This window comes from Photobacterium kagoshimensis, assembly GCF_050337045.1.
In the GTDB taxonomy this organism is placed as follows: domain Bacteria; phylum Pseudomonadota; class Gammaproteobacteria; order Enterobacterales; family Vibrionaceae; genus Photobacterium; species Photobacterium kagoshimensis.
In genome coordinates this window covers 15,322-31,980 of record NZ_JAKJSO010000031.1, presented here as the reverse complement: position 1 = coordinate 31,980, position 16,659 = coordinate 15,322, and the positions used below count along the sequence as shown (strand labels likewise).

The following is a 16,659-nucleotide window of genomic DNA, read 5'->3' as shown; positions in this document are numbered from 1 at the left end:
GAGAGGGGCTGCTCCTAGTACGAGAGGACCGGAGTGGACGAACCGCTGGTGTTCGGGTTGTGATGCCAATCGCATTGCCCGGTAGCTACGTTCGGAATCGATAAGCGCTGAAAGCATCTAAGCGCGAAGCGAGCCTCAAGATGAGTCATCTCTAGACCTTTAAGGTCTCTAAAGGGTTGTCGAAGACTACGACGTTGATAGGCAGGGTGTGTAAGTGCTGCGAGGCATTGAGCTAACCTGTACTAATTGCCCGTGAGGCTTAACCATACAACACCCAAGGGGTTTTACGGACTCCATAAGCACTTGAATGACGTGTTTGAACGATATTGTAAACACTAGTTAGATTTTCCCAGATTGTATTTATCGCCTGACGGCGGTAAATAAAACCGAATTTGCTTGGCGACCATAGCATTATGGACCCACCTGATCCCATGCCGAACTCAGTAGTGAAACGTAATAGCGCCGATGGTAGTGTGGGGTCTCCCCATGTGAGAGTAGGTCATCGCCAGGCTTCAAATTTAGATATTCATTCTTGAACGGTGAATATCGGATAGACAGGCAACTGTTTATCACCGTGTGGAGCGGTAGTTCAGTTGGTTAGAATACCGGCCTGTCACGCCGGGGGTCGCGGGTTCGAGTCCCGTCCGCTCCGCCACTTATACTAAGCCCGAGTCTTACGACTCGGGCTTTTTTACGTTTGTACTTTGACGAATCATGGCGCGGCAGCGGTCGTTCAGTTGGTTAGCCTCTTTACCTTGAAGGCGGCGGCCTATCACGCCGGGGGGCGCGCTGATTTTCGGTGTGGCAGTTTATCGATATAAAGTCCCGTCCGCTTCGCCACTGATACTAAGTCCCCTTTTGTTCGCAAATAAGAAAGTACGACTTGGGCTTTTTTACGTCTGAAATTTATGAAAAAGCCCGCGGTGCGGGCTTAAATAACAATAGTGCTGTGGTCTCGGCTTAGCCGTAATTATAAAAATGACGGAGCCAGCGTTCGGCAATCATGATTTCATCGGTTTCACTGAGTGCTTGAATACCGGCTTTAAAGCCATGTCTATCTTCAAGTAGCTGTAATCCTGCCAGCATATGTGCCGCTTCAAATAAGTAGAGAGTTGGGTCTCCCATCCCAGTTTTAAATGGGGTGTTGGCCGATTCACCACCTGCTAATAAATAGAGACTCTGTTTATTACGGGTGTGGTATTCACGTACTAAGTTATTGCCACCCACCTCAATCAAAGCCCCACTTGCGATAAGTTCTGGCAATCGTAATTCATCGTCCGCTGAGGTAACAGTGGCGATAAAGACGCTTTTATCTAGGTTATCCAGTAACGCTTCAGATAAAGCCCCGTTTCCAGTACAGCAGAACAACATATTGCATTGACTGACCAACCTTTCGATGGAGCTAACTTGTACCCCATTACGAGGAAATTGGGTGAGCTTGCGTGAATCTATGTCGGCAACTTGAATACAGCTTATCCCTTTACCTTTTAAGTATTGGATGACGCCACGGCCGAGATTACCTGCGCCAATCACCCCTACTTTAAGAAACTCATCGTTGTTGATTTTTAGGCCAAACTCTTCACGCAGTATTTGATCCGAATAATGGACGATACATTCAGATGCTTCGTAGTCGGCAGGTGCTTTGATACTGAGGTGAGAGACGGTAACGAGAGGTTTATCGAATGATTTATTGAGGTATTTATAGAGTCCGTTAGCGGTGAGTTCGGTTATACCAACACATTGCTCTGCAAATACTTGGCTCAGGTGCTCGATAGCATGGGAGAAGTAGCCACCATGATCGAGGATCAAAAACTGGCTATCAGCACTGATCGATTGGCGGATCAGCGCCTCAGCGACCAAAGGATCTCTCAAGCTTTGCTTATTGAAACGATCATCCACAATATTGCAGTGTGGAATGGTCTGGATCGTTTCCTTTAATGCTTGGTTTTGTTCTGCGGTGGCACTTTTAGGGATGAAAACAAGGCTATCAGCTAATTCGGCCAGCACATTGATGTAGGGCAGCGAACCTTCATAACAGTGCATGACGGAAAAAATGACCAGATTGGAAGGTGGGGTGTAATCTGCCGCTATTTTTTTGAGAAAGGCATAACCTTTGTGGGCGAAAAAGTCAGAGTAGTAGCTGTGAGTGAGTATTGGGCTTGGCATTACTGGGTTCCTTGTTGCCTGATGAGCACTGCCTCTCAAAACAACTGTAATAAAGCGTGAAGTAAGGGTTCTTGCTGACGACTTTGCTTGCAGCAAAGCCCAAGGTTCAGTGGCTCTATGTTTTCGTTATGGCGTCGCTGAACCTTGTCACCCATAGGGCTATTGTCGATAACAACATCGGGGGCAATCCCGATACCGCACCCTAATGCTACCATGCTAACTATTGCTTCGTGCCCAGCAATTTGTGCATATATGTTTGGTTTTATTTTCTTTTGTTTTAGCCACTTATCAGCACGCTCTCGTGCAGGGCCTGATTCAGGCAAAATAAAAGGAAGTGACTGCCAATCTGGCTTGTTGCTAAGGGATTTTTGTAAGGTCGGTGGCGGGATAAGCGGTAAAATAACCGAGAGTGGCACTTTGTCTAATTCAATAAAGGTGAGCTTTTTCGGTAGTTGGAGCGGCTGCGCGGCAATGGCGATATCAACATCTCCAGCAATAACCTTTTCTATCGCTTGGGCGGGATCACCGGTTGTGAGCTGGATTTCAACCTGAGGGTGCTGTTGGCGAAAGTCATGCAAAATTTGAGGCAAATGGCTATAGCTGGCGGTGACTGAGCAAAATAACTTTAGTTTTCCTTCTAGTAGTTGATGATCTTGGGTGAGTTGCAGTTTGAATTCTTGCCAGCTGCCGACAATACCTGCGGCAACAGGGACAAACTTCTTGCCACTTGAGGTGAGCTCAACGCTGCGGTTATCCCTCAGGAACAACGGTTGACCTATGTCTTCTTCTAAGCGCTGGATAATACGGCTTAATGCTGACGGACTAATGTGCATTGCTTGTGCCGTTTGACTAAAACTTTTTGAGTCACACAGGTGCAGAAAAAACTGCAAATTTTTTATATTCATCATCCATGTTGCATTTTTTGCAATAAGTTGTTGTGAATATATCACTTTAAGCAACAAAACACCTGATCTACTATCGAAGTATTCGACAACGATGTCGACCCAAGGATAAGTACTCACGGAGTTTGTGTTATGGCTAATTATTTCAACACCTTAAATCTACGCCAACAGCTAGACCAACTAGGCCGCTGCCGCTTTATGGATCGTGCTGAGTTTGCAACTGAAGCTGATTACCTGAAAGGTAAAAAAGTGGTGATTGTCGGTTGTGGTGCGCAGGGCTTAAACCAAGGTTTAAACATGCGTGATTCTGGGTTGGATGTGTCATACGCACTGCGTCAGGCGGCGATTGATGAGCAGCGTCAGTCATACAAAAATGCCAAAGAGAATGGTTTCACAGTCGGTAGCTATGAAACCTTGATCCCACAGGCTGATTTAGTGGTAAACCTAACGCCAGATAAGCAACACACCAATGTTGTTGAGACGGTGATGCCGCTAATGAAAGAAGGTGCTGCACTGGGTTATTCTCACGGTTTTAATATCGTTGAAGAAGGCATGCAGATTCGTCCTGATTTGACGGTTGTTATGGTTGCGCCTAAGTGTCCTGGTACCGAAGTTCGCGAAGAATATAAGCGTGGTTTTGGTGTTCCAACCTTGATCGCTGTTCACCCAGAAAATGATCCACAAGGTGATGGCCTTGATATTGCGAAAGCCTGGGCTGCTGCAACAGGTGGTCACCGTGCGGGTTGCTTAGAATCATCGTTTGTGGCGGAAGTGAAGTCTGACCTAATGGGTGAGCAGACGATTCTATGTGGCATGCTACAAGCTGGCTCTATCGTGTGTTATGAGAAGATGATTGCTGACGGTATTGCACCTGAATACGCAGGTAAGCTGCTGCAATATGGCTGGGAAACCATCACAGAAGCACTGAAGTTTGGTGGCATCACGCACATGATGGATCGCCTATCAAATCCAGCGAAAGTAAAAGCCTTTGAGTTATCTGAAGAGCTGAAAGAGCTAATGCGTCCACTGTACAACAAGCACATGGACGACATTATCACGGGTCATTTCTCGTCAACCATGATGGCTGACTGGGCCAATGATGATGCAGAACTACTAGGCTGGCGTGGTGAAACGGCTGAAACCGCGTTTGAAAACTACCCTGAGTCTGATATCGAAATTTCAGAGCAAGAATACTTTGATAATGGCATCGTGATGGTGGCGATGGTACGCGCAGGTGTCGAGCTGGCGTTTGAGGCCATGACAGCATCTGGCATCATCGAAGAGTCGGCCTACTACGAGTCACTGCACGAGCTACCACTGATCGCCAATACAATCGCACGTAAGCGCCTGTACGAGATGAACGTGGTGATCTCTGATACTGCTGAGTACGGTAACTACTTGTTTGCTAACGTAGCGACACCGCTACTGCGCGAGAAGTTTATGCCAAATGTAGATACCGATGTGATCGGTAAAGGCTTAGGCGAAACAAGCAATTACGTTGATAACCAAATTCTGATCGATGTGAATGAAGCGCTGCGCACTCACCCAGTTGAGTGGATTGGTCAAGAGCTACGTGGGTATATGACGGATATGAAGCGTATCGCGGTTGGTGGCTAAATTACTGGGTCTAACGTTTTACTTCTGCGTCGAAGGTGCTCATTTACGTTCGTAAACTGCGCGCCTTCTTCTTGAATTAAAGCGTTATCCCGGCGTAATTACACTTTCCAATCATTGGTTTCGTACTAACTGCTTTCAGGTTCAGGACGGGACTATAAATAAAAAGGCTTGGTCTGAGACCAAGCCTTTTGTGTTTTTGGGGCAGAAAAAGCAAGAATTATGCGTCTTTGTCTTCTGCTTTTGCTGTTAGCTTAGCTTCAAGATCTGCTAGCTTTTGCTCCATCTCTGCCAGTTTCTGGCGAGTACGTAGCAAGACTTGAGTTTGCACGTCGAATTCTTCGCGGTTTACAACGTCTAGTTTGCCTAGTTGCGCTTGAATAACCTGACGAACTTTCTGTTCAACGTCGTTACCTAATTCTTTTACAGGTTGCGGCATTGATTCATGAATCTGTTTAGCGACTTGTTCTAGTTTCTTTGGATCGAACATAGCATGGGCTCCGTGGCGACTAATCTTAGTTGTGGTCATTTTATGCAATGCCGAGGTGATTGTCGTGGTTGAATCGCGAAAATAAAAGAGGCCGCACAGGGCGGCCTCTTAATTTCAGGATTGTTATTTAGCAATCGCGAGCTTTCAGTGCATTACGCGCTTCATCAGCTCGTTTAAGCTTTTCCAGATCTTTGTCCTCGACAAAAATTGGTAGCGGCTTATGGATACTTGCTAGGTAGGTGTAGATCACCGGCAGTACGAACAGGGTAAAGATAGTACCGATCGCAAGACCAGATACGATAACAATACCAATACTGAAGCGTTGTGCTGCACCAGCACCTGTTGCGTAAAGCAGTGGGATTAAGCCTGCAATCATCGCAGCTGTGGTCATCAGGATTGGACGCAGACGCACTTTTGCCGCCTCCATTACTGCTGCCATACGGTCTTTTTGGTGATGTAGCTGTTCTTCTTTTGCTACCTCACAAATCAAGATACCGTGCTTGGTGATCAAACCGATAAGGGTGATCAAGCCTACTTGCGAGTAGATGTTCATTGAGGCTGCGCCCCATGCCAATGCAATCAAGGCACCACAAATTGCCAATGGTACAGAAACCATGATAACCAGTGGATCTCGTACCGATTCAAACTGAATCGCCAGTACCAAGAAGATGATAGCCAGTGCCAGTAAGAAAGTGGTGAACAGTGCATTACCTTCGGTTACGAACTGACGAGAAGCCCCCATGAAATCATATTGGTAGCCTGATGGTAGTTTTTGTGCCGCGGTAGATTCAAACCATGAAATTGCATCACCCATTGCTGTACCTGGTGCAGGAACCGCACCTATGGTTGCTGAGTTCAGCTGGTTGAAGTGTGGAAGCGAACGAGGCTCAGCCACAACATCAATGGTGATCAAACTGCCCAGAGGGATAGCCTCACCATCTGCGGCACGTACGTAGTAACCTTTGATTGACTCAGGGTTTAAACGGTAACGGCGTTCAACTTGCGGGATCACTTCGTATGAGCGCCCGTTCAAGTCAATACGGTTAACATAACCATCAGCCATCATAGTACTTAGGGTCATACCAATGTCTTGCATGGTCACACCGTAAGCACCCGCTTTATCTTTATCGATGTTGATCTTCATTGTTGCTGAGTCGTAATTCAGATCAAGATCTGAGTACACGAACAGCGGGTTTGTTTTCACATCACCCAGAATATCGGTCGCGACTTGGAATAAGCTTTCGAAGTGGTTTGGCGTTGTGATAACAAACTGGATCGGAAGACCTGAGCCAGCACCAGGTAGTTCTGGCATCTGGAAGGCGGTTACCGCCATTTCAGGGATGTCTTTCACTAAACCAGTGACACGCTTAACAACCTCTGCTTGGCTTGTATCACGCTCGCTCCATGGCACCATAGACGCAATACCAAAAGCTTGGTTTGAGTTCGGCACACCAGAGAAAACCTGCGCAAATGCTACCTCATCTTGTTCGGTTAGCATGCTGTTTACTTTTTTCATGGTGTTTTCGACGTAATCAAGGTTGGCCGTTGACGGCGCTGTCCCCATCATCATCAATACACCTTTATCTTCTGCTGGGGCAAGTTCACTTGGGATAAACTTAAATAGCAGAGGTAGCGCAGTGAAAACAATCGCAGCAAGTACAAGTACCACTGGGCGCATCTTCATGATACCGCCAAGCATTTTCTCGTAGCGTGCTGTCATACGATCAAGGAAGCTATGCACTGTCGTTTCAAATTTGCTTGGCTTTTCGTTGGCCTTCAGCATTTTTGAACACATCATCGGCGACAATGTTAGTGCCACTACACCTGATACAAATACCGCACCTGCAAGGGTTAATGCGAACTCTTTAAACAGCGAGCCCGTAATACCCCCCATCATCGCGATTGGCGCATATACCGCACCCAGCGTGAGGGTCATTGCGATGACAGGTACCGCGATTTCACGCGTACCAATAATGGCCGCACGAAATGGTGATTCACCGAGCTTGATATGGCGGTCGACGTTTTCTAGTACCACGATTGCATCATCGACCACGAGACCGATAGCCAATACCATTGCCAACAGTGTCATCAGGTTCCAAGAGAAACCAAATGCTTGCATTACCATCGCCACACCAATCAGAGACAGTGGAATAGTAACAATTGGAATGATAACCGCACGGAATGAACCGAGGAACAGGGTGATAACCACAAGTACGATAAGGGCCGCTTCCGCGATGGTTTTAATAACCTCGTTGATTGACTCGTTAATCGCAATCGTAGAATCGTACATGATGTTCATCTTGATGTTAGCTGGCAGGTTTTTCTCCAGCTGAGGTAGCAAATCAAGTACATCAGCAGCGATGTTAATTGGGTTAGCACTTGGGGCGGCGTTAATCGCAGCAACAACGGCTTCTTCACCATTGGCAGAGGCACGGTAAACATCGTGGCTCTTCTCTAGGCTAACTTTCGCAATATCCCCTAGGCGGATCACTTGACCTTTCTTGGTGGATACGACTAGCTTCTCTAGCTCATCGGTGTTGCTCACTTGGGTGTCTGCTGTACCGTTGTACAGAACAAATTCACCTGTCGCTTGACCCGTTGCTGATTGGTAGTTGTTAGCGTTAAGTACTTGCATAACATCAGTTGCTGTTAGCTTGTACGCCGCCATTTTTGCAGGATCTAGCCATACGCGTAGCGCGTATTTCATACCACCGTACAAATCAACTTTAGACACACCGTTAACCGTGAATAGCTGCGGGTTGATAACTCGCTCAAGGTAATCGGTGATCTGGCTTGATACTAACTCGTCACTGGTGAAACCAATGTACATTACCGCGGTTGTCGAGCCAGTCGACATGGTAACGGTTGGATCTTCAGACTCTTTCGGTAACTGAGAACGTACCGAGTTAGTTTTTGCCAGAATATCTGCCAAGGCTGCATTCGGATCGGTGTTTAGCTTCATGGTGACAGTAATGGTTGATTTACCCAGTACGGACGATGAAGTCATAAAGTCGATATTATCGGCTTGGGCGACCGCTTGTTCCAGAGGCTGCGTGATGAAGCCTTGGATAAGATCGGCACTTGCACCGTAGTAACTGGTCGAAACCGTTACCACAGTATTGGTCATGTTCGGGTATTCACGAACCTGCATCTTGAAGATAGCTTGCAGGCCGAGCAGGGCAATCAGAAAGCTGATTGATACCGCTAGAACAGGACGCTTAATAAAAACATCAGTAAAACGCATTAATCCTCCGGATTACAGCATCGGTGTTTCTGCTGGCGCTTTGAGTACATCACTTTCTACGATGCGTACTTTTGCGTCATTACTCAGACGTACTTGACCAGATGTCACAACTTGGTCGCCGGCTTTTACACCATCCAAGATATGTACAACTTCGCCTTTACGTTCACCCACTTTAACAACTGATTGGCGAACACGTAGTGCACCTTTGTCGTCTTTATTTACCAAGTACACATTGTCACCGTAAAGGGTATATGTGATGGCTGTTTGTGGCAGTACCATTTGGTTTTCAAGTGTTGGTAGGATGATGTGAGCACGAGCAAACATACCGCTACGTAGACGACCACCATTGTTAGGAATATCAGCTTGAACTTGGATTAAACCACTTTGGTAGTTTACGGCAGGCTCGATTGCACTGATTTGACCGTCAAATGATGTTTCAGGGTAAGAGTCGACAAAGATTTTAATTTTCTGGCCCAGGTGAATATCAGAGATATCCGTTTGTGGCACAGTAAAGCGAAGCTTCATCAGGGTGGTATCTTCTAGGCGAACGATGTCGTTGCTTGGCTGAATGTATTGACCAAGGAAGACGTTACGTAGACCCACAACACCATCGAAAGGGGCTTTGATATGGCGACGGTCGATGGTGGCTTTTTGGCTTTCGATATCCGCCCCTAATGAGAAGTAAGCCGCTTCAGCGTCATCGTAAGCTTCTTTAGAGATAGACCCTTTTTTGTATAGGCCTTGGTAGCGAATGTACTTAGCTTTTGCTGCTGGTAGACGCGCTTCTTTACTCTTTAAGTTGGCTTTTTCAACGTCTGAGTCAAGCACAACAAGTTGTTGTCCTTTTTTCACTGCTACACCCGAGTCAAAGTCGATGCTTTGAATCACACCTGACACTTCCGATGTAATAGTCACGCCTTGATTTGGCTCGATAAAACCAATAGCTTCAATCGCTGGTGTCCAGTGTGCAGGGGTTGTATCCACCACTGTGACTGGGAATTCAGGTTCAGGCATATTGGCCATGTATTCTGCTATTTTCTGTTGTCTAAACAGATTGAAGCCAATCACAGTACCGAACAGCAGTACTGCGATTAATAGCATCACTATCCATTTTTTCATTTTATGGTGTGCTCCGGAGTCTCATTTAATTGTGCTTGGTTATTGCGTCCCAACAGGCTTCGATGGTCGCATCTAAAGCGTCATCGCTGACTGTTACAACGCCTCTCACATGTTTACGCGCTAGGCAGGCGCTTGGCTCAAGCCCCAGAACGCTTAAAGTTTCATTATCTAAATCTTTAAACAGTCCGTTGGCTTTGCCTTGGTCAAACATGATGTCTACTTTCGCGAACATTCGTTTCTCTAACTGTCGCTGCTCTTGGCTATTGCGACGCGGTAGGTTTTCAAATTGTCCACGATTGATTAAAGGGGCATCGCCTTGACTGGCCATGTCCCAAATATTGAGCCACATGGTGCGAAACTGCTGTTTGAGCGGCATGTCATCACATACGTTGGCAGTTAACCGTTCTGCAACATAACCTAAAATATGGTCATGGAGCTGATACAGTAAATCGTCTTTATCTTCAAAGTAGCGATAGATGGTCCCTGCTGCTACTTTTGCTTCTTTGGCAACCATTTGCATCGACAAGCCATGGAAACCATACTCGGCGAGCAGTTTTTCGGTTGCTTGCAGGATACGTTCTTTTTTATCACTCATTGGCAGATTGGGTTCTTAAAAAATGTAAATAAAGGTAATGAATGAATGTTCATTCCGATATTGTAGATTAGGCACAATGGAGTGCAAGCATTTTAATTCGTGAAGAAGCAGTGTTTTGCATATTGCATTGCTGACTTGCGAGTCAAACTACAACCGTTAAAATGCAGCAACAGGTGCGAACTTGATCACACTAGGACCATTTAGGATAGGCTCATGAAACTGAACCCACGGCAAACAGAAGCAGTTAAGTACATAGCAGGGCCTTGTTTGGTTCTTGCTGGCGCAGGCTCAGGTAAAACTCGAGTAATTACCAATAAGATCGCCTACTTGGTTCAACACTGTGATTATAAGGCTCGTAATATTGCGGCGCTGACATTTACCAACAAAGCTGCGCGCGAAATGAAAGAGCGTGTTGGTCAAACCTTAGGTAAGAAAGAAGCCAAAGGCCTAATGGTGTCGACTTTCCACCGTTTGGGGTTAGACATTGTTCGCCGTGAGCATAAAGCGTTGGGGATCAAAGCCAGCTTCTCTTTATTCGATGACCAAGATCAGATGGCGTTATTGAAAGAGCTGACCGACGAAGAGCTTGATGGCGATAAAGACTTACTTAAGCAGCTGCAGTCGACCATTTCTAATTGGAAAAATGACATGCTGTCGCCAGCAGAAGCGCAAGCGCACGCCCAATCAGAACGTGATCAGCTGTTTGCCCATTGTTACGACATGTATCAGCGCCAGATGAAGGCGTACAACGCGCTCGATTTTGATGACTTGATTCTAATGCCAGTGCTACTGCTACGTGATAATCAAGAAGTCCGCGCGCGCTGGCAGAACAAGATCCGCTACTTGCTGGTGGATGAATACCAAGATACCAACACCAGCCAATATATTTTCGTAAAATTGCTGGTGGGTGAGCGTTCGCGTTTTACCGTGGTTGGAGATGATGACCAATCGATCTACTCATGGCGTGGTGCCCAGCCAGAGAACCTGGTATTGCTCAATAAAGACTTCCCAAGCCTACGCGTGATCAAGCTAGAACAAAATTACCGTTCGACCAGCCGTATTTTGCGGACCGCGAATATATTGATTGCCAATAACCCTCACATCTTTGAGAAAGCCCTGTTTTCTGAGATCCCTGACGGTGAGCTATTGAAAGTGATCACGGCGAAAAACGAAGAGCATGAAGCCGAGAAAGTGGTGGGTGAATTGATTGCTCATCGTTTCTTAAATAATACCCAATACAAAGATTATTCGATTTTGTATCGCGGTAATCATCAGTCACGCTTGTTTGAAAAAGCCCTGATGCAAAACCGGATTCCATACAAAATTTCGGGCGGGACTTCGTTTTTCTCTCGGGCTGAAATCAAAGACATCATGGCCTATTTGCGTCTATTGACTAACCAAGATGACGATAATGCTTTCTTGCGTGTGGTGAATACACCACGTCGTGAAATTGGTCCTGTGACACTCGAAAAGCTGGGAACCTACGCCAATATGCGTGGAAAAAGCTTATTTGCGGCCAGTTTTGAAATGGGACTGGAGCAACACCTTACGGGGCGGGGCTTAGAGTCATTACAACGTTTTACTCGATGGGTGGTGGAATTGGCTGATAACGCAGAGCGAGGCGATACCGTGGCGGCGGTGCGCCAGTTAGTGCGTGATATTCATTATGAAGATTGGCTATACGAAACCTCGCCAAGCCCGAAAGCGGCTGAGATGCGCATGAAGAACGTCTCTGATTTGTACAGTTGGATCACCGCTGATTTGGAAGGTGATAACTATGACCAAGAGGTCAAAACCCTGAAAGAAGTGGTACAGCGCTTAACCCTGCGTGACATGATGGAACGAGGGGAAGACGATGACGATGCCGACCAAGTGCAGTTGATGACATTGCATGCATCAAAAGGGTTGGAGTTCCCGTATGTGTACCTTGTGGGAGCGGAAGAAGGCATTTTGCCGCACCAAACCAGTGTGGATGAAGACAATGTTGAAGAAGAACGCCGCTTAGCCTATGTGGGCATTACGCGTGCGCAGAAAGAGCTCACGTTTACTTTGTGTAAAGAGCGCCGTCAGTATGGTGAGCTGATTAAGCCAGAACCAAGCCGTTTCTTGTACGAGTTGCCACACGATGATTTGCAGTGGGAGAGTGATAAGCCGCCAGTGACACAGCAAGAACGGATGCAAAAAGGCCAAGCCCATATTGCGAACATTCGTGCCATGTTCAAAAAGTAGTAAGCAGCTTGTGCAAGGTGTAAAGAAAAGGGTTGATATACAGTATCAACCCTTTTTTTCGCTGTAGTGCTTATAGCGGGTGGATAAGCCCGTTATAGCCCTTCTATCATGTGATTGATAGCAGCAACGATTTCCTCATCGCTACAATCCATACACGAGCCTTTTGCTGGCATCGCATTAAAGCCATTCACGGCGTGATCGGTTAATACATCCATACCTTTCGCAAGTCGAGGGCTCCAGTCGCCCGCATCACCCAGCTTAGGCGCGCTCATTACGCCTGTGCCATGGCAAGCAATACAGAAAGTGCCATAGACGGTATTGCCATCTCGTGGGCCAGTAGCGACAGCGACCACGGGAGCGTCGCCTTCTAAATACACAGACCCAACGGGTTTGATACGTTCTGCGATAGCCTCGTCCGACATATCAGCTGCCATTGCTGAACCGGCAACGCTAACTGCAGCAACGGCTGCAACCAATAGTTGTCGTAGAGATAATTCCATTGAGCTCACCTTACACTTCCAGTTTATTTGTGATTGTCACAGCCGTCTTGTCGTAAATTTTTATAATCGTCTGTTGAGACAAGGCGATGATTATGTACAGAATGTTTAAAATGTAACACTCAAGTGATTATATCGCCTAAATTTGTTGTGGGAAACTAGCAAGCCGCGTTTGTATGATACGAATCAACCTCACTTTGGCTATATTTAGAGCAAACGGAAAAAAACTTTAAAAAAAGACTAGACGAGGAGGAGCCATATCCGTAATATTCGACTCCGCCGATAGGGCAAGGCGCCCGTAGCTCAGCTGGATAGAGCGTTGGCCTCCGGAGCCAAAGGTCGAAGGTTCGAATCCTTTCGGGCGCACCATCCGGTAAAAATTTGGCAAAGATACACAGTAACAAACATTGGTGGCTATAGCTCAGTTGGTAGAGTCCCGGATTGTGATTCCGGTTGTCGCGAGTTCAAGCCTCGTTAGCCACCCCATATTTTAGAAGATTGATGTTATCATCAGTGTTCACAGTCTTTAAGACTTAAAACAGATTTCGTCGGTGAATAGCGCAGCTTGGTAGCGCATCTGGTTTGGGACCAGAGGGTCGGGGGTTCGAATCCCTCTTCACCGACCACTTACATTGGTGGCTATAGCTCAGTTGGTAGAGTCCCGGATTGTGATTCCGGTTGTCGCGAGTTCAAGCCTCGTTAGCCACCCCATATTCAGGTAATGTTTTACATTCCCTTGGCACTGTAAGAGCCTAAAACATGCTCGGTGAATAGCGCAGCTTGGTAGCGCATCTGGTTTGGGACCAGAGGGTCGGGGGTTCGAATCCCTCTTCACCGACCATCATTTAAAAGCCTCGTCGAAAGACGAGGCTTTTTTCGTATGTGCAGAATAAAATTTGTTAGTAGAGCAAACACATTACTAATGAAGAGAGCAAAGCGTGGGTTGGGGGTTCTCTGATGTTCAAACTCAGCTCTTCACCAATCATCATTTAAAAGCCTCGTCGAAAGACGAGGCTTTTTTCGTATGTGTGAAAGAAAATTGGGTTACCGATCTATGTGTAATAGCCAAAGCATGGGTCGGGGGTTCTCTGATGTTCAAACTCAGCTCTTCACCAATCATCATTTGAAAGTCTCGTCGAAAGACGAGGCTTTTTTCGTATGTGCGAAAGAAAATTGGGTTACCGATCTATGTGTAATAGCCAAAGCATGGGTCGGGGGTTCCCTGATGTTCAAACTCAGCTCTTCACCAATCATCATTTGAAAGCTTCGTCGAAAGACGAGGCTTTTTTCGTATGTGCGAAAGAAAATTGGGTTACTGATCTATGTGTAATAGCCAAAGCATGGGTCGGGGGTTCCCTGATGTTCAAACTCAGCTCTTCACCGACCATCATTTGAAAGCCTCGTCGAAAGACGAGGCTTTTTTCGTATGTGCTGAATAAAAAGTTGTTAGTCGAGCTGGGGGTAATTGTAATAAACCCAAGCAGGTGAAACCTGATACTCAAAATCGACTTTCTATCACTTCAGCTCTTGCTTTGTTTTCTTATTTTTCTCTCTTTTAACTCTTCTTTATTGAAGGTCTGTGTTTTTAGTCTCTTTAAACTCCGGCGTGAAAAGCCACAAAAATGGTAAGTGAATTTCACTAGCGCAAAGCCATAAGTCTAGATGTTGATCGGGGTTACTTACTTTGAAGTAAATGAATATACCAGATTATTGATAAACGATGGCTTGTTGTGGGTTTGTTAATTTTATCTTTGGTGTAAATGGGGTTTTATGCATGCTTGTCTGATAGGGGTAAATGCCTTTATGAGTGATATCTACTGTTAAATGCTTATTTGAAGGCGCTGAGTTAGGGGGCTAAGTATGTTTTACTGTCCTTGCTTTTCTTGTTGATGTGATTTTTTATTCGATATTATGACTATCGATCAGTTTTTTAGCTTGTTTTGTTGATTTTCTGTGAAATCTTTGACAGATTGATGGGCGTACAAATGTCCAGCCATTTGTACTGAAAATGAATGGATTCAGTTTTTCAGACAGGGCAGAAAGCTGCCGAGCAGTTGAGGTCTGGTAATGGCGTTATTAGAAGTAAAAAATCTCCGTATCGAATATCCATCTCGTCACGGTATACATGCGGCAGTAAAATCACTGTCATTTTCGATAGACCGCGGTGAAATTGTGGGCGTGGTGGGGGAGTCAGGTGCAGGTAAATCTACAGTAGGGAATGCTGTGATTGATTTGCTAAGCCCGCCAGGGCAAATTGCCAGTGGTGATGTCTTTCTTGATGGGGAGCAAATCTCGGGGCTGAGCTCAGAGGCTATGCGAAAAGTCCGTGGCTCGAAAATTGGATTTATTTTCCAAGACCCGATGACATCGCTTAATCCACTGTTTACCGTTGAGCAGCAGCTTACCGAAACAATTCTGACGAATTTAGATGTCAGTGCAAAAGAGGCTTACACGCGTGCCATTAACTTGATGGAACAAGTGGGGATCCCTGAGCCAGAATTGCGTATTAAACAATATCCACACCAGTTTTCAGGCGGTATGCGTCAACGTGTTGTTATTGCGATCGCCTTATCAGGCGAGCCTGATTTAATCATTGCTGATGAACCTACCACGGCATTGGATGTTTCAATCCAAGACCAAATTCTTACCCTGATCCGTGACTTATGCATTAAGAAAAACGTCGGTTGTATGTTGGTAACGCACGATATGGGTGTCGTTGCGAATGTGACGGATCGCGTCGCGGTAATGTATCGCGGTGATTTGGTTGAAATCGGTACCACAGAGCAAGTCCTTGGTCGCCCTAACCATCCTTATACGCAGAGTTTGATTTCCGCGGTACCGCGTTCCGATGTCAAACTCGATCGCTTCCCACTGGTGAATTACATCGAAGAAGCGCAAGAAATGACGCAATTGGATGTCAAAAATCATTGGCTAGGACAAAGTGAAGATCAGCGCAGTTACACTGGCGCGTTACTGCAAGTTGAAAACGTTAATCTGCGTTTTACGACCAAAGATTCGTTTTTTGAAAGCCGCCGTGAGTATGTCCAAGCCTCCAATAATGTCAGCTTTGAGATCACTGAAGGGGAAACCTTTGGGTTGGTGGGCGAATCAGGCTCTGGTAAATCGACCATTGCTCGCGTTATCGCCGGTCTATACCCGCCAAACTCAGGTAAGGTGGTGTTTGAAGGGATTGATCTGACGGCCCTGAAGAGCGAAAAAGAGCGTCGCCCGTTGCGTCGCCAGATGCAGATGGTATTCCAGAACCCGTATTCATCCATGAATCCGCGGATGAAGATTTTCGACATCATTGCCGAACCTATTCGTTTTCATCGCTTAACGGAAAACGAAGCGCAGACCCGCCAAATCGTCCATGACTTGCTGGATCATGTTGGTCTTGGTCGTGCCGCCAGTGTGAAATACCCACATGAATTCTCTGGTGGTCAGCGCCAACGAATTTCGATTGCGCGTGCGTTAGCAACCCGTCCGCGTTTGTTGATTTGTGATGAGCCCACTTCAGCCTTAGATGTGTCAGTACAAGCGCAGATCCTTAACTTACTTAAAGATCTGCAAGACGAACTTAACCTTACCATGCTGTTTATCAGCCATGATTTGCCTGTGATTCGTCAGATGTGTGATCGTATAGGGGTGATGCAAAAAGGGACCCTGTTGGAAGTCTCACCGACCGAGCAGCTGTTTACCAATCCACAACATGAATACAGTCAGCACTTGATTTCGCTGATGCCTGAATTTAAAGGGATGAGCCAAGAAGGGCTGAAACTCGCATAATAACGAGCGCTGCTTGG

Annotated in this window: 10 protein-coding genes, 6 tRNA genes and 2 rRNA genes; 11 read left to right on the top strand and 7 right to left on the bottom strand. The window is 46.3% G+C overall.

Annotation, left to right across the window (positions count from 1 at the left end; genetic code table 11):
• The 3 genes from L4C35_RS22280 to L4C35_RS22270 all read left to right on the top strand — a co-directional run.
• Positions 1-267, top strand: a 23S ribosomal RNA gene (locus L4C35_RS22280); the annotation flags it as partial.
• Between the two features lie 128 nt (positions 268-395).
• A 5S ribosomal RNA gene (gene rrf / locus L4C35_RS22275) occupies positions 396-511 on the top strand.
• A 67-nt stretch (positions 512-578) separates the two neighbouring features.
• A tRNA-Asp gene (locus tag L4C35_RS22270) sits at positions 579-655 on the top strand.
• 305 nt (positions 656-960) lie between these two features.
• On the opposite strand, the gene L4C35_RS22265 is transcribed toward L4C35_RS22270, so the two are convergent.
• A complete protein-coding gene (locus L4C35_RS22265) occupies positions 961-2,166 on the bottom strand; it encodes a Rossmann-fold NAD(P)-binding domain-containing protein (protein WP_428464916.1) in 1,206 nt (401 codons plus the stop codon).
• Between the two features lie 35 nt (positions 2,167-2,201).
• Positions 2,202-3,071 (bottom strand): HTH-type transcriptional activator IlvY, encoded by an 870-nt coding sequence (gene ilvY / locus L4C35_RS22260; RefSeq protein WP_428464917.1) that lies wholly within the window; start codon positions 3,069-3,071, stop codon positions 2,202-2,204.
• A 129-nt stretch (positions 3,072-3,200) separates the two neighbouring features.
• Here ilvY and ilvC point away from each other — a divergent pair, with 129 nt between their 5' ends.
• Positions 3,201-4,685, top strand: coding sequence for a ketol-acid reductoisomerase (ilvC, locus tag L4C35_RS22255; RefSeq protein ID WP_428464915.1), 1,485 nt, complete (start codon positions 3,201-3,203; stop codon positions 4,683-4,685).
• Positions 4,686-4,902: 217 nt separating this feature from the next.
• On the opposite strand, the gene ubiK is transcribed toward ilvC, so the two are convergent.
• From ubiK to L4C35_RS22235, 4 genes are all read right to left on the bottom strand, one after another.
• A complete protein-coding gene (gene ubiK / locus L4C35_RS22250) occupies positions 4,903-5,172 on the bottom strand; it encodes a ubiquinone biosynthesis accessory factor UbiK (RefSeq protein ID WP_048901059.1) in 270 nt (89 codons plus the stop codon).
• A gap of 127 nt (positions 5,173-5,299) precedes the next feature.
• Complete coding sequence (locus L4C35_RS22245; RefSeq protein ID WP_428464914.1) at positions 5,300-8,416, bottom strand: multidrug efflux RND transporter permease subunit; 3,117 nt, start codon at positions 8,414-8,416, stop codon at positions 5,300-5,302.
• A gap of 12 nt (positions 8,417-8,428) precedes the next feature.
• Positions 8,429-9,535, bottom strand: a complete 1,107-nt coding sequence (locus L4C35_RS22240; protein ID WP_428464913.1) for an efflux RND transporter periplasmic adaptor subunit — start codon at positions 9,533-9,535, stop codon at positions 8,429-8,431.
• Between the two features lie 25 nt (positions 9,536-9,560).
• Complete coding sequence (locus tag L4C35_RS22235) at positions 9,561-10,130, bottom strand: TetR/AcrR family transcriptional regulator (RefSeq protein WP_428464912.1); 570 nt, start codon at positions 10,128-10,130, stop codon at positions 9,561-9,563.
• Between the two features lie 213 nt (positions 10,131-10,343).
• Here L4C35_RS22235 and rep point away from each other — a divergent pair, with 213 nt between their 5' ends.
• Positions 10,344-12,359 carry a DNA helicase Rep gene (rep, locus tag L4C35_RS22230; protein ID WP_428464911.1) on the top strand — a complete coding sequence of 672 codons (2,016 nt, stop codon included), beginning with the start codon at positions 10,344-10,346 and terminating at the stop codon, positions 12,357-12,359.
• A gap of 92 nt (positions 12,360-12,451) precedes the next feature.
• Here rep and L4C35_RS22225 read toward each other — a convergent pair whose 3' ends face one another.
• Entirely contained in the window at positions 12,452-12,859 is a 408-nt protein-coding gene (locus L4C35_RS22225) for a c-type cytochrome (RefSeq protein WP_428464910.1), read from the bottom strand.
• Positions 12,860-13,148: 289 nt separating this feature from the next.
• Here L4C35_RS22225 and L4C35_RS22220 point away from each other — a divergent pair.
• The 6 genes from L4C35_RS22220 to L4C35_RS22195 all read left to right on the top strand — a co-directional run bounded on the left by L4C35_RS22220 (position 13,149) and on the right by L4C35_RS22195 (position 16,642).
• Positions 13,149-13,225, top strand: a tRNA-Arg gene (locus L4C35_RS22220).
• 41 nt (positions 13,226-13,266) lie between these two features.
• A tRNA-His gene (locus L4C35_RS22215) sits at positions 13,267-13,342 on the top strand.
• Positions 13,343-13,405: 63 nt separating this feature from the next.
• A tRNA-Pro gene (locus L4C35_RS22210) sits at positions 13,406-13,482 on the top strand.
• 9 nt (positions 13,483-13,491) lie between these two features.
• Positions 13,492-13,567, top strand: a tRNA-His gene (locus L4C35_RS22205).
• Positions 13,568-13,620: 53 nt separating this feature from the next.
• A tRNA-Pro gene (locus L4C35_RS22200) sits at positions 13,621-13,697 on the top strand.
• Positions 13,698-14,923: 1,226 nt separating this feature from the next.
• Entirely contained in the window at positions 14,924-16,642 is a 1,719-nt protein-coding gene (locus L4C35_RS22195; protein ID WP_428464909.1) for a dipeptide ABC transporter ATP-binding protein, read from the top strand.
• Positions 16,643-16,659 lie beyond the last annotated feature (17 nt).